This is a genomic window from Desulfosediminicola sp. (assembly GCF_048381775.1).
In the GTDB taxonomy this organism is placed as follows: Bacteria; Desulfobacterota; Desulfobulbia; order Desulfobulbales; family Desulfocapsaceae; genus Desulfopila; species Desulfopila ganghwensis.
The window spans coordinates 1-13,241 of the sequence record NZ_JBLXGE010000018.1 but is presented as its reverse complement, the minus strand read 5'-3'; the positions used below and the strand labels follow the sequence as shown (position 1 = coordinate 13,241).

The 13,241-nt window shown below is 48.4% G+C and carries 13 protein-coding genes; all 13 read left to right on the top strand.

The window, feature by feature from the left end; genetic code table 11:
- Positions 1–10 precede the first annotated feature (10 nt).
- The 13 genes from ACN5NT_RS21920 to ACN5NT_RS21860 all read left to right on the top strand — a co-directional run bounded on the left by ACN5NT_RS21920 (position 11) and on the right by ACN5NT_RS21860 (position 12,980).
- Positions 11–553 (top strand): NADH-quinone oxidoreductase subunit C, encoded by a 543-nt coding sequence (locus ACN5NT_RS21920; protein WP_136798542.1) that lies wholly within the window; start codon positions 11–13, stop codon positions 551–553.
- The gene (locus tag ACN5NT_RS21915; protein ID WP_419176903.1) at positions 550–1,668 is read left to right on the top strand and encodes an NADH-quinone oxidoreductase subunit D; all 1,119 of its coding nucleotides are present in this window, start codon (positions 550–552) and stop codon (positions 1,666–1,668) included. Before ACN5NT_RS21920 ends, ACN5NT_RS21915 begins: the two co-directional genes overlap by 4 nt.
- Before the next feature lie 10 nt (positions 1,669–1,678).
- A complete protein-coding gene (gene nuoH / locus ACN5NT_RS21910; protein ID WP_136798544.1) occupies positions 1,679–2,689 on the top strand; it encodes an NADH-quinone oxidoreductase subunit NuoH in 1,011 nt (336 codons plus the stop codon).
- Complete coding sequence (locus ACN5NT_RS21905; RefSeq protein WP_419176902.1) at positions 2,690–3,130, top strand: NuoI/complex I 23 kDa subunit family protein; 441 nt, start codon at positions 2,690–2,692, stop codon at positions 3,128–3,130. It begins immediately after the preceding gene.
- Positions 3,127–3,651, top strand: coding sequence for an NADH-quinone oxidoreductase subunit J (locus ACN5NT_RS21900; RefSeq protein ID WP_136798546.1), 525 nt, complete (start codon positions 3,127–3,129; stop codon positions 3,649–3,651). The genes ACN5NT_RS21905 and ACN5NT_RS21900 overlap by 4 nt, the downstream gene beginning before the upstream one ends.
- Positions 3,651–3,977, top strand: coding sequence for an NADH-quinone oxidoreductase subunit NuoK (gene nuoK, locus ACN5NT_RS21895; RefSeq protein ID WP_136798547.1), 327 nt, complete (start codon positions 3,651–3,653; stop codon positions 3,975–3,977). The genes ACN5NT_RS21900 and nuoK overlap by 1 nt, the downstream gene beginning before the upstream one ends.
- Before the next feature lie 17 nt (positions 3,978–3,994).
- Positions 3,995–5,488 carry a monovalent cation/H+ antiporter subunit D family protein gene (locus ACN5NT_RS21890; RefSeq protein ID WP_136798548.1) on the top strand — a complete coding sequence of 498 codons (1,494 nt, stop codon included), beginning with the start codon at positions 3,995–3,997 and terminating at the stop codon, positions 5,486–5,488.
- A complete protein-coding gene (locus ACN5NT_RS21885; RefSeq protein WP_136798549.1) occupies positions 5,485–5,736 on the top strand; it encodes a hypothetical protein in 252 nt (83 codons plus the stop codon). The genes ACN5NT_RS21890 and ACN5NT_RS21885 overlap by 4 nt, the downstream gene beginning before the upstream one ends.
- On the top strand, positions 5,726–7,516 hold the full coding sequence (locus ACN5NT_RS21880) for a Na(+)/H(+) antiporter subunit D (protein ID WP_419176901.1): 1,791 nt from the start codon (positions 5,726–5,728) through the stop codon (positions 7,514–7,516). The genes ACN5NT_RS21885 and ACN5NT_RS21880 overlap by 11 nt, the downstream gene beginning before the upstream one ends.
- 27 nt (positions 7,517–7,543) lie before the next feature.
- Complete coding sequence (locus ACN5NT_RS21875) at positions 7,544–9,067, top strand: NADH-quinone oxidoreductase subunit M (RefSeq protein WP_419176900.1); 1,524 nt, start codon at positions 7,544–7,546, stop codon at positions 9,065–9,067.
- 34 nt (positions 9,068–9,101) lie between these two features.
- Positions 9,102–10,514, top strand: coding sequence for an NADH-quinone oxidoreductase subunit N (locus ACN5NT_RS21870; protein WP_136798552.1), 1,413 nt, complete (start codon positions 9,102–9,104; stop codon positions 10,512–10,514).
- A gap of 147 nt (positions 10,515–10,661) precedes the next feature.
- On the top strand, positions 10,662–11,897 hold the full coding sequence (locus ACN5NT_RS21865) for a M48 family metallopeptidase (RefSeq protein ID WP_419176899.1): 1,236 nt from the start codon (positions 10,662–10,664) through the stop codon (positions 11,895–11,897).
- 189 nt (positions 11,898–12,086) lie between these two features.
- Positions 12,087–12,980, top strand: a complete 894-nt coding sequence (locus tag ACN5NT_RS21860) for a hypothetical protein (RefSeq protein WP_419176898.1) — start codon at positions 12,087–12,089, stop codon at positions 12,978–12,980.
- Positions 12,981–13,241: the final 261 nt, after the last annotated feature.

Here is a 13,241-nt window from a genome sequence, read left to right as displayed (position 1 = left end):
CACACAGGAAATGATTGCAGAAACAACCCTAAAGGCCTTACAGGCCTTGTTCCCCGAGCCTCGGCCAGAAGAAACAGTAGCAGATGTTTCTGATGTTACAGAGGAAATCGAGCAAGAAGATCAAGAATCACCTCCCAAGGATGAGCCCCGTCCTAACGGTGTTATCGAGCGTGATTACGCCATCCATGGGTACCACCTTGATGCCCAGGTCTCACCCGACCAGCTTCTCGAAGCCATCGATATCCTCGACAAGGCCGAATTCTTTATCGAAACCATAACCGGCGTGGACTGGATCAAGGAAAACCAGTTTGAAGTCATCTATGACTTCAGCCGCTATGACTTCGATATCTGCCGAGTTGTTATCAGAACCCGTGTTCCACGAGATGAGCCGGTTGTACCCACAATTACCGGAATCTATACCGGCGCAAACTGGCATGAGCGTGAAACACACGACTTCTTCGGAATCAAGTTTGAAGGACATCCACATCTTGTCCCTCTTCTTCTGCCCGAAGATGCAGATTTCCATCCACTTCGAAAGGATTTCAAGGCATGAGTAAACCTATTAAGCTTGGGCCGGACGAAACTTTTGTCCTGAATGTTGGACCCCAGCATCCTGCAACCCATGGTGTTCTTAGGGTTAAAATGCGGATGGATGGTGAGTATATCGTCGAGTCGGAGACCGTTATTGGTTATATCCACCGAATGCATGAGAAAATGGGTGAGCTCAAAACATACCCTCAGTTTCTCATGAATCTCAGCCGCATGGATTATCTTGGCGCAGTCGGCTATAGCCACGGCCATGTGCTCTGCGTAGAAAAAGCCGCGGGCATCGAGGTTCCGGAACGAGCTGAGTATATCCGCGTCATCATGGTGGAACTCAACCGGATTGCCTCGCATCTGTTCTGGTTTGGCGCCTTCGTAATGGATCTTGGTGGTTTCAGCCCACTGATGTACGCCCTGCAGGACCGCGAGCACATCCTCGACATGATGGAAAAAGTGACAGGTTCCCGTCTCACCTACTGTTATTTCCGTTTTGGTGGTCTTTACAATGACATCGACGATGAATTCATCGAAGATGCCAGGCGCTTTATTCCACGCATGAGAAAATCTCTCGACAAGTATCACAAACTCGTTACCGGCAACATTATCTTCAGAAAGCGGCTGGAAGGCAACGCCCACCTTTCCAAGGAGACATGCCGCAAATACGGCGCATCCAGTGCTGTAGCGCGCGGCTCGGGAATTAACTTTGATGTACGTCGTAACGAACCATATTCAGTCTACCCTGAGTTTGACTTTGACATTCCGGTCTTCCATGAGTGCGACTCCCTTGCCCGATACAACGTACGCATGGCAGAGATTGAGCAATCACTCCGCATTGTAGAACAGGCCCTCGATAAGCTCCCTGATGGCCCGATCATGCCCCAGAAAGCACCAAAGATTATCAAACCGCCTGCAGGCGACTACTATCAGGCAGTGGAGACAGCCCGCGGCAGCTTCGGAGTACGCCTGGTAAGTGACGGGGGGAAAACTCCTTACAGGCTGAAACTTCGTTCACCGACTTACTCAAACATGCATCTTTTTGACGAAACATGTGCAGGCATGCTGATCATGGACGCTCTTGCATTCATGGGCAGCCTGGACCTCGTTATCCCAGAGATCGACAGGTAAGGAAACTAATATGAGCTTAACACTTTTCAACGTAATCGGTGCCGTAATTGTCGCCATCGCCTTCGTTGCATTGAACGCTGCCTACCTCGTCTGGGCAGAGCGTCGAGGCGCCGGTCGCATTCAGCGCCGTCCAGGTCCGAATATCAATGGACCGCTCGGTCTTTTGCAGCCACCTGCTGATGGTCTGAAACTGATGGCAAAACAGCTTATCATACCAGGCGGTGCCGACAAGGTTCTCTTTGTTGCCGCCCCTGTGCTGGCTATGTTTCCTGCCCTGATGAGCTTCGTCACCATTCCTTTCAGCGAGACTATCGTCGCCCACGACATCAACGTTGGTTTGCTGATGATTTTCGCTTTTGCTGCCAGCGGCTCCATGGCACTGCTTTTTGCCGGCTGGAGTTCCAGAAACAAATACGCGATGATGTCAGCCGTACGATCCGTATCCCAGGCCGTCGCTTATGAAATTCCTCTGCTGATCACCGCTATCACCATCGTCATGATCACCGGCTCCCTAAACCTGATTGACATCGTCAACCAGCAGGGACCATCCGTACTTCACTGGAATTTCCTGCCGCTTTTAGGTGATGGCAGCCCTAAAAACCTGCTGATGCCGCTTTCCTTTTTGCTCTTTTTCATCTGCACCCTGGCTGAGACAAATCGCGCACCTTTCGATCTAGGCGAAGCTGAAAGTGAACTGGTAGCCGGATTTCATATTGAGTATGGCTCAATGGGATTTGGTCTGTTCTTCATGGCCGAGTATGCAAACATCGTTATCGGATCCTGCCTTACGACGCTACTCTTTCTCGGTGGTTGGCATCCGCCTGTGCCGTTCCTGAGTTTTGTTCCCGGTGTAGTCTGGTTTCTGCTCAAGGTGTACATGCTGATTGCTACAGTCATTTGGATTCGCTGGACATTTCCGCGAACAACTATTTACGGCCTGCTCAACCTGTCGTGGAAGGTCCTCATTCCATTCTCTCTTTTCAACCTGCTCTTGACCGCAGGATTACTGAAGGTGTTTTAGATGGGTGCCTATTTCAGTGACATCTTTAAAGGGCTTTGGAGCCTCCTGGTGGGTATGGGAATCACTTTCAGGGAATTTTGGAAACCTGTGGTGACAGTTCCGTATCCTTATAAAACCTTTACAATGCCTGATCGCTACCGCGGTCACGTTGAATTGATCGAAAATGAAGAGGGCAAGCCGAACTGCATAGTCTGCATGGCCTGCCAGCGCGCCTGCCCTTCCGACTGCATTGCTATCAAAGGTGAAAAACCAGAAGGGTCGAAGAAAAAAGTACTCACCAGTTACATGCTTGACTTTACCAAGTGCTCGCTCTGCGGTTCCTGTGTTGAGTCCTGTAAATTTGACGCTTTGGAATTTTCCAAGGAGTACAACCTGGCCAGTACCCGGAAAGAAGATTTTTATTTTGATCTCCTGAAACGTCTGGAGGACCGCAACTCATGAATCCATCACTTTTCAGCGCGGATGGGCTCGTTGGCCTGATATTCCTACTGACCATAGCCCTGACTATTATTGGCGGCCTGATAGCCTGTAACGCAGAACGACTCGTTCGGGCAGTCGCAGGACTCATGATCTGCTTTATCAGCGTTGGCGCCCTCTACTATTTTCTGAACTCGCCCTTTGTGGCGATGATGCAGGTACTTATTTACATTGGTGCCGTTGCCGTTACCATCTCGTTTGCCATCATGCTGGCTGCTCCTGAACAAAAACGGGATCACGGTCCCGGGCACGTCCTGGCAGGCCCTTTAGGCTTTATTACCGCAGCCCTTCTCACAGCGGGGCTTTCAACCCTCGCCTTGAAAACCGAATGGGCCAGCGAAGCTAAAGTTAATGATGGTTCTGTGAAAACTATTGGTGTTCAACTTCTCACCGATCACTCCATGGTGTTTGAGCTGATCTCCATCGTTTTACTCATTGCAATCATCGGAGCCCTTGTTATCGCTCGGGAAGGGAGGAAAAGCTGATGTCAGTTCTTGCCTTGTATGACAATCTTAACAGCTATTTACTCGTCGGTGCTCTGCTCTTTGGCATGGGAGTTTACGGTCTCTTAACCCGTAAAACCCTTATCGGAATGCTCATTGCTGCAGAGATGATACTGGTAGGTGCCTCTGTGAATTTCATGGCCTTCAACCGCTTCAGCGTCCCTGATCCGGCAACCGGTCAGATTTTCGCACTATTCATCATGGCAATCGCAGCCGCTGAAGCCGCCATCGGTCTCAGTATCGTGATCGCCATCTACAGGTATTACCGATCAATCGATACTAAGGATATCGTTAACCTCAAAGGCTAAGAAAGGAACCATCTGGTATGGATTACAATACTATACATGCTCCTGAGCTACTCATCGCACTGCTCATCCCCCTGATTGGCACCCTGGGTGTAATGTTCAGGGGCGGCGATGAGAACATTCGCGAGGGCATATCCTCTGTCGCGTCGATACTGCTTTTTGCACTCGTCTGCACCATGATCCCCAAAGTGCTCCAGGGTAAAACGCTCTATTTCAATATGTTTGACATTCTGCCGGGTGTATCTGTTACCCTCCGGGCAGACGCAATGTCTATGATTTTTGCCCTGGTGGCATCCTCACTGTGGACCATCGCGGTATTTTACTCCATGGGTTACATGAGAGGGCTGAAAGAACATGCCCAGACACGTTTCAACGCCTGTTTTGCCCTGTCGATATTTGGGGCCATCGGCGTGGCGTTCTCGGACAACCTTTTCACCCTCTATCTCTTTTATGAGATTGTCTCCATCTGCACCTATCCCCTGGTTGCCCACCATCAGGATGAGGAAGGATACGATGGCGCACGCAAATACATCATTTATCTGACCACCACCGCCAAGGCCTTCCTGTTACCCGCAATGATCCTGATCTATGTGCTCACCGGCACCCTGGATTTTGCCAGTAACGCCTCCACCGGTATTTTCGATCCCGATACCAATCGCTGGATCGTGACCATGCTCTATGTTTTCTGCCTCTTCGGTTTTGCCAAAAACGGTGTGATGCCGTTCCATCACTGGCTGCCTGGAGCGATGGTTGCGCCTACACCGGTCTCCGCCCTGCTCCATGCGGTTGCTGTCGTTAAGGTCGGTGTGTTCTGCACCACCAGAGTGATGCTCTACGTTTTCGGCGTAGATATGATGGATGCTTTCAATCTTGGTATCCCGACAGCCTACTTCGTCGGTTTCACTATTATTATGGCTTCAATCATAGCACTCTCCAAAGACAATCTGAAATCACGGCTTGCCTACTCAACGGTCAGTCAGCTTTCATACATCATCCTCGGCGTTGCCTTACTTACACCCACAGCCATAGAAGGTGGACTGATTCACATCGTCAACCACGCCTTCTCAAAAATCACCCTCTTCTTCTGCGCCGGTGCCATCTACGTCGCGACCCACAAGAAGTACATCTCAGAAATGGAAGGTCTCGGCAAAACCATGCCTTTTACCTTTGGTGCTTTTGCCATTGCCTCACTTTCGATGATCGGTGCTCCGCCAGTTGCAGGGTTTATTACCAAGTGGAACTTGCTTATCGGGTCAATAGAGGCACACCAGCTTGGAATTCTTTTTATCTTGCTGGCCAGTACCATTCTCAACGCCGCCTATTTCGCCCCTGTTACCTACAAGGCTTTTTTTGGCAAACGACCTGAGGGTGAACCCTATACCGGGATCAAAGAGGCTCCGCTCTCCATGCTTATTCCGATTCTTATCGCAGCAACAATATCTGTAATTATAGGCATATATCCGGACTTCATGTTAAGCTTCGTCAAGGCTGTAACAGGAGGATTGACAGTATGATTGTGAACCTCATTGAATCACTTAAGCGACATGCCCAGATGGTCAAGCTCTGCTGCTACATTGGGGTCGGGCTGATCGTATTCTGGAGCGCTGTCGCAGTGGACACTCACCACGCCCACACCTGGCTTGAAAAGATTCCAGGATTCTGGTCGCTGTTCGCCCTGCTTTCCTGCATAGTGCTCATTTTCTTCGCAGTCTGGTTCGGCAAAGCCGGAATTCAGACACGGGAGGACTACTATGACAACTAGTTTTATACATCCCGCCCTCATTTTGATCTGCGGGGCGCTGATCCTCCCACTTATAAAAGATCCGTTCAGAAAGCCGTATCTTGTTCTGATCCCCTTTCTGACCTTCATCGATGTCCTCTACCTGAGCCAGCATCATGGTGTCTACGGTGTCTTCACCTTCATGGAAGACTGGACACTCACCTTTGGTCGGGTTGACAGCCTCTCGTTGGTGTTCGCCTTCATCATGGCGCTGATGTCAATTATCGGCACTGTCTACGGACTCCATGTCGAAGACGAATGGCATCATATTGCTGCCTGGTTTTACGTAGCCGGTTCACTGGGCGTAATCCTTTGTGGGGATTACCTGGTACTCTTTCTCTTTTGGGAGATCATGGCGTTTGCTTCCACCTTCCTGGTCTGGTTCAACAAAGAGGAAGGGTCACTCGCCGCAGGTTACCGCTACCTGCTGGTTCACACCTTTGGTGGACTCGTTCTGCTCCTCGGTTTCGTACTCCGTTACCAGGCAACCGGCGATCTTTCATTCAGCCACATGGATGAATCCAACATGCAGCTGTACACCTGGCTGATCATGATCGGCCTGATGCTGAACGCTGCTGTTCCACCTCTGCACTCCTGGTTGCCGGACGCGTACAGTAAGGCCACTGTGGTCGGTGCCGTATTCATGTGCGCTTTTACAACCAAAACCGCAATCTACACCCTTGCCAGAGCATGTGCCGGATTCGACATACTGATTTACCTTGGCGTCTTCATGGCCATTCTCGGCATTATCTATGCGTTAATCGAAAATGATATCCGCAGACTACTCGGCTGGGAAATTGTCAGCCAGGTAGGCTACATGGTTGCCGGTGTCGGTATCGGTACAGCACTGGCCATTAACGGTACCGCCGCTCACGCCTTCGCCCACATTCTTTACAAGGGGCTGCTGTTCATGGCTGCCGGTTCTGTCATATATGCGACAGGGAAATCGAAATTCACTGAGCTTGGTAATCTCTATAAGAAAATGCCACTGACCCTGATGTTTATGGTCATTGGAGGCCTGTCTGTCTCGGCCTTTCCATTTCTCTCCGGATTTGTTTCCAAATCGATGATTATCAGCGCCGGATTTGAAGAACACCTGCTGATCCCGGCATTCCTGCTCACCATGGTTTCTGCCGGAACGTTCCTGGTTGCCGGCCTGCGTCTGCCATATCTGATTTTCTTTGGCGAAGACCGTTGTTCCGAAGAAACACGGACCAAAGCTATCGATCCCCCATGGAATATGACCATGGCCATGGGCATAGCAGCATTCTTCTGTCTCATCGTTGGCTGCTATCTGCCGTTTCTCTATGACATGCTTCCGTTTCCTGAGGTCAGCTACCACCCATACAGCGCATATCACATGAGTGAGACCCTGCAGATACTCGCTCTTACCGCTCTGGGCTTCTATTTCTTCAAGGACCGGATTGGGCCCAAGGCAACTATCAGCTTTGATCTGGATTGGTTCTACCGCAAAGGCGGTCAGGCTTTCTTCTGGCTGGCCAGGAAACCTATCCAGGCTGTCGATACCGCCTGGGGTGAAGTCTACAAAGTAGTCGGTCTCAGTTCACTTATGACCACCGCCAAGTTCTGGGGCTGGTTTGACTGGCACGGCATTGACGGAGTTGTGGACGGTACTGCCCGTCTGGTTCGTAATGTGGGTAGCAGACTGAGCCGCACCCTGCAGAGGGGACAGATTCAGGTCACTCTCTACTTTACGATATCATTTGCAGCCGTCTTGCTGTTTGCCTTCGCCTGGCTTTAATTCAACCTATTTTAAGGATCATTGGTAATGGATCAGCTACTGATTAATCAGGGACCTCCACTGCTCAGCATACTTATTTTCCTACCGATAGCTGGAGCCTTCTTCATGCTGTTGGTGAACAATGAGGATTTTGCCCGTTATTGGACGCTCGCCGTGACCTCACTCACTGCCGTTTTGTCCCTGCCTGTCCTTTTCGGCTTTGACAGATCGACGGCCGTCTTCCAGTTTGTTGAGAAACATACCTGGATTGAGTCTTTAAATATTAACTATATAGTTGGTGTCGACGGCATCTCAGTGCTTCTGCTGTTGATGACTACCTTTATAATGCCATTCTGTGTCCTCGCCTCCTGGACATATATCAAGTCACGTGTTCAGGCGTTCATGATCTGCCTGCTCATCATGGAAGCGGCCATGGTCGGTGTGTTCGTGGCGCTTGACTTCGTACTTTTCTACATTCTCTGGGAAGCGATGCTCATCCCGATGTACATGCTTATCGGCATCTGGGGTGGACCGAGGAAGATCTATGCTTCAGTCAAATTCTTTCTCTATACCCTGGCTGGCTCCGTATTACTGCTGGTTGCTATCATCTGGCTCTACTTCGAAAATAACAGCAGCTTCTTCATCCCGGATATGATGTGGAACGGCTATTCATCGATGGCCCAGATGCTTCTTTTCCTGGCGTTTTTCCTGGCATTTGCAATCAAGGTGCCGATGTTTCCATTCCATACCTGGTTGCCTGCAGCTCACGTTGAGGCCCCCACGGCCGGTTCTGTGATCCTGGCTTCAATCCTCTTGAAGATGGGTACCTACGGTTTCTTACGATTTGCCCTGCCAATGGCTCCGGAAGCAACGGTTACGCTAATGCCATTCGTACTCTGGCTCTCCATTGCCGGCATTATTTACGGAGGATTCACCGCCCTCGCCCAGAGCGATATGAAAAAGCTTATCGCCTACTCTTCAGTTGGTCACATGGGTTTCGTGACCCTGGGTATCTTCGTGCTCAACCAGAGCGGTATCGAAGGTGCAATTCTGCAGATGGTCAATCACGGTATCACCACCGGTGCCTTGTTTCTCTGTGTGGGGATGATTTACGAGAGAACACATAGCCGTGAGCTCAAATCAGCGACAGGCGTTGGCCAATACATGCCAGTCTTTGTCACCTTCCTCGGATTCTTCTCACTTTCTTCGTTTGCATTTCCTGGCACCAACAGTTTTGTTGGTGAGTTCATGATTCTTGCCGGAGCTTTTGAACATAGCATTCCGCTCGCCCTTGCCGCTATTCCAGGTGCAGTACTTGCCGCGGCATATATGCTTCGCATGTTGCAGAAAGTTGTCTGGGGCGGGACTGATAATCCTGATCAATCCTGGCTCAAAGATCTGAATGTGAGAGAGATTGTCACTCTTTCACCATTCCTGTTCTTCGTTTTCTGGATAGGACTGAGTCCTCAACCCTTTATCAACCTCATGCGTGTCAGCGTTACAAATCTGATGAATGACTTCAACGCCTACAGCAATGGGGCTATGGCAGTTGCTGAAGCGATAATACGCTAAGGATTAACCACAAACGACCCTTAAAGGTACAGCGATGCTATTTCTACCTGAACTTACATTACTGGGAGCAGGACTCGTCTTTTTCGCACTGAGTCTTGGAAATCATCCCTGCGACACCATCAGAAATGTGGCGATCACCTTATTTGCAATTGTCTTGGCCACAACTCTCGCCACTGTCAACATGACAGGAGGGCTTTTCTACGATGCCTTCAGAGTTGATCTGTTTTCCCAGACATTCAAAGTGCTGATCGTGCTTGCCACACTCATAGTGGTAGTTTTCACCGACACCATGCCCGGGGTCAGTGCCAAATATAAAGCTGAATACTACATATTCCTGTCAATGTCGGTACTCGGCCTGATGATGCTTGTCTCAAGTGTTGAATTACTGGCAATCTTTGTTGCGCTTGAACTCTCCTCCTTTGCTGTCTACATCATGGTACCAATGCGCAGCACGGAACATGGCAGCAAGGCTCAAATGGAAGCAGGCATCAAATACCTGCTGTTTGGTGTTGCCGCGACAGGCTTCATGCTCTTTGGTATGAGCTACCTCTTCGGTCTCACCGGTTCCACCAGACTCGACGTAATAATTACCCAGCTTTCTACCATGTATACCCAGCCAGTAGTCGTTATAGCTGTGGCACTGGTATTGTCTGGATTCTTTTACAAGTTAGCTCTCTTTCCCTTCCACTTCTGGGTACCGGACATTTATCAGGGGGCCTCCAATGAGACCACCGCGTTTATCGCTGCTGTTCCCAAAATTGCTGCGGTGGCGATGTTGACCCGGTTTGTAATTCTCGCAGGAGACACTGGTCAGGTGATGGTAAACCTGCTTATGGTTTGCGCCGTTGCCTCGATGTTTTATGGCAACCTGTCTGCTCTGGTTCAAAAGGATCTCAAGAGAATGCTGGGCTTTTCCGGTATCGCCCATGCCGGTTTCGTGTTAGTCGGCTTGCTCACGTTTAAAATAACTGGTTATACCGCGGCATTATATTACATAACTGGTTACGTCTTCATGAACCTCGCCTGTTTCCTGGTCATCTGCAGCGTTTCAAAAGACGGCACGAATCTCGCCATTGAGGACTTAAGTGGTTTATACAAGAGAGCACCCCTCCTGGCTTTGACACTTACCATCGGGCTCTTTTCTCTTGCCGGCATTCCTCCTTTTGTAGGTTTTACAGGCAAATTCATGTTACTCGTCAATGCCTTAAAGGAAGATTACCTGTTACTTGTTGTGCTGGCTGCGATTAACACCGCCATCGCAATCTACTATTACCTCTCCGTTGTTCGCCTCGCCTTCTGTACCGATACTGAAGACCGCGGACAAGTACAGACAAGCTTTTTAACGAATGCCGCATCTGTACTACTCATTATCTGTATAATTGTGATGGGTATTTTACCTTCCCAGTTCCTCAACCTTGCACAGTCATCCATCTCGGTTATCATGTAATCAGTTACAGGTATTGCGTATAAACCACAAAGACCCGAAGGCAGAGTGCCTTCGGGTCTTTTTTTTATCGTATACTGTTATTAACATGAGTACATTCCTGCCAATATCGATGTTAACCGCTCAATACAATAGACTCAGGAACAGTAAATGAATAGCTGGCTTATATTTCTCTTGGTTGTAATCATTGGAAGTTATCTTCTTGAACTCACAATCTCCTACCTCAACCTGAAGGCGCTTGATCCTCAGTTGCCAAAGGAGTTTGACGATGTTTTTGATGCTCAGGAGTATGCAAAATCACAGGAATATACTCGTGCCAGGACCAGCCTTTCACTTATTTCAGGCAGCATCGGCACCTGCGCAACACTTACCTTCCTGCTCCTTGGTGGCTTTAACCTTGTTGATTCCCTAGTTAGAAGTCTTGAACTCAACTCCATCCTTACTGGTCTTTGCTTCGCAGGTTTTCTTGCACTGCTAGGCTTTCTCCTGAACCTACCTTTCTCGCTCTATTCAACTTTTGTCATAGAAGAGAGGTTTGGCTTTAACAATACTACAGCCACAACATACGTACTTGATATACTCAAATCCGCACTGCTTATGGTGGTATTGGGTGGCCCTCTGCTCGCCCTTATACTGTGGTTTTTTGAAGCAGCAGGTTCACTTGCATGGATATATTGCTGGATTGGAGTTGTTCTTTTCTCAATTTTGATACAATTTCTCGCTCCTGTGATTATCATGCCGCTCTTTAATAAATTTTCACCTCTCGAAGATGGTGAACTTAAGGAGACAATCAATGGATATACCGAGCGTGAAAAGTTCCGGATTCAAGGCATATTTACCATGGACGGCTCTAAACGCTCCAGTAAGGTAAACGCTTTTTTTACCGGCTTTGGCAGATTCAGGAAAATTGTATTTTATGACACACTTATGGAAAAACTCACCACAGGGGAGATAGTTGCGGTTCTTGCCCATGAAATGGGCCATTTCAAAAAGAAGCATATTATAAAGATGCTCGTGATCTCAGTAGTGCAGACAGGGATAATGTTCTACCTTCTGTCACTTATCATGCATAATCAGGGGCTCTTTGAGGCCTTTAAAATGGATCATATCTCAACCTATGCCAGCCTGATATTTTTCGGATATCTTTTTTCACCTGTCAACATGTTGGTGTCCATCGCTTTTAATTTTATCTCAAGAAAACATGAATATGAGGCCGATGCTTATGCTATCGACAGCACCAGTACAGTGGATGATCTTATCAGCGGTTTAAAAAAATTAAGTCAGGCTAACCTGGTGAACTTAACCCCTCACCCGGTGGCGGTCTTTGTAGAATACACGCATCCTCCGGTTCTGGAACGCATTGAAGCCATCAGAAAATTGTCTTAGACTAAGAGTATAACTGCATGGATAATGGTCTTGACAGGAATCGTCATTCGCGGTTGATTATAAGAGTTATCTATCCCTGCTCATCCCACCCTATTATATGTTGTACTATGCTAAGAAATAGTTGATGTTTTTTAGGGGCAGGCTGCTAATTAAACCTCAAGCTATTCCTCGAATTTTAGGAGAAAACACATGAAAAATAATGAGTTTCGCACCCCTCTCATCCAGTCGGGTGTCCTGCTTGTAGCAATCGTGCTCATCATCTCCATGGTCCCCTCAGGAGAAGGCACGGGTGCCGGCGGTTTCATCGGTGCAGCTGTATCAGGCTTTTTCAGTCTAATTCTGTTTCTTATTGCACTGACCCTGGCGATTGGTGTTTCCATTGCTGTCCTGATAGCTATCTTCATCGGCGCAATAGCCTTACAATCACCAGAAAGGGCGTCTTCCCTCTACGCGGAGACAAAACAGAGATTCTTAAACCTTCTCCAGAACGCAGCAGCAGGTTCCAGTGCTACAGACGTTTCAGATACCGGTATCTCTCAGGAGGATTATGACACTATGAAAAACGAGCTCGTATCACTTCAGGGCGCCAACCAGAAATTGCAGAACAACGTCTCAACTCTTAATTCAAAGAATGAGCAACTGCAGGAAGACCTTCACGGGTTAACCCTGATGGTGGATGAACTCAAGGAATCTGAGAAAAAAATTAATGAACTGATTCAAAATCTCTCTACTAAAGTCGATGAGGATCCGGATAGTGCTATTAAGGATCAGATTCACAAGCTGGAAGAGATGTACGCCAAAACCAATGAGAATATCAGCAACCTGGCTGGCAGAATAGAGTCTATTGAATCCAGTTCCGCCAAAACGGCTGTTGGTAGCCACTCTTCAGGTATATTCCAGTATATAGAGTCCGAAGATGATAAAAAGCTATTCTCAGACAAGATCCAGGAGGGTGTAAGCCAGGAACTTACCTATGCACAATTTGACAGCTTCCTTTCAGAAGCACTCCCAGCCCAACTGGATAAAATAATCAAGGATCACCCTTCACTCACTAAAGATTATATCCGTAGCATGCGTAAATAGTTATCGAAGAGCAGATCCTGGAAGATTATAAAAAAGGCCGGCAGAGTACTCTGCCGGTCTTTTTTATTTGCGAACCATGTTTAGAATTTCGCGTACTCGGGCAGTTAACACTCCTTAGATACTCACCTGAATTTCAATTGAAAAGAATACTGAGCCCTCACAACAAAACCTGTTGACAGTCTTCACCTCATCCTGTAGATTGCCGCGGTCTTTGAAACACGGAGAACAACACTCGACGACTAGAAGTCGCGCAGCTGACTG

Coding starts and splice junctions, on each gene's coding strand:
- ACN5NT_RS21920 (WP_136798542.1), top strand. CDS start 11: ATGATTGCAGAAACAACCCTAAAGGCCTTACAGGCCTTGTTCCCCGAG.
- ACN5NT_RS21915 (WP_419176903.1), top strand. CDS start 550: ATGAGTAAACCTATTAAGCTTGGGCCGGACGAAACTTTTGTCCTGAAT.
- nuoH (WP_136798544.1), top strand. CDS start 1,679: ATGAGCTTAACACTTTTCAACGTAATCGGTGCCGTAATTGTCGCCATC.
- ACN5NT_RS21905 (WP_419176902.1), top strand. CDS start 2,690: ATGGGTGCCTATTTCAGTGACATCTTTAAAGGGCTTTGGAGCCTCCTG.
- ACN5NT_RS21900 (WP_136798546.1), top strand. CDS start 3,127: ATGAATCCATCACTTTTCAGCGCGGATGGGCTCGTTGGCCTGATATTC.
- nuoK (WP_136798547.1), top strand. CDS start 3,651: ATGTCAGTTCTTGCCTTGTATGACAATCTTAACAGCTATTTACTCGTC.
- ACN5NT_RS21890 (WP_136798548.1), top strand. CDS start 3,995: ATGGATTACAATACTATACATGCTCCTGAGCTACTCATCGCACTGCTC.
- ACN5NT_RS21885 (WP_136798549.1), top strand. CDS start 5,485: ATGATTGTGAACCTCATTGAATCACTTAAGCGACATGCCCAGATGGTC.
- ACN5NT_RS21880 (WP_419176901.1), top strand. CDS start 5,726: ATGACAACTAGTTTTATACATCCCGCCCTCATTTTGATCTGCGGGGCG.
- ACN5NT_RS21875 (WP_419176900.1), top strand. CDS start 7,544: ATGGATCAGCTACTGATTAATCAGGGACCTCCACTGCTCAGCATACTT.
- ACN5NT_RS21870 (WP_136798552.1), top strand. CDS start 9,102: ATGCTATTTCTACCTGAACTTACATTACTGGGAGCAGGACTCGTCTTT.
- ACN5NT_RS21865 (WP_419176899.1), top strand. CDS start 10,662: ATGAATAGCTGGCTTATATTTCTCTTGGTTGTAATCATTGGAAGTTAT.
- ACN5NT_RS21860 (WP_419176898.1), top strand. CDS start 12,087: ATGAAAAATAATGAGTTTCGCACCCCTCTCATCCAGTCGGGTGTCCTG.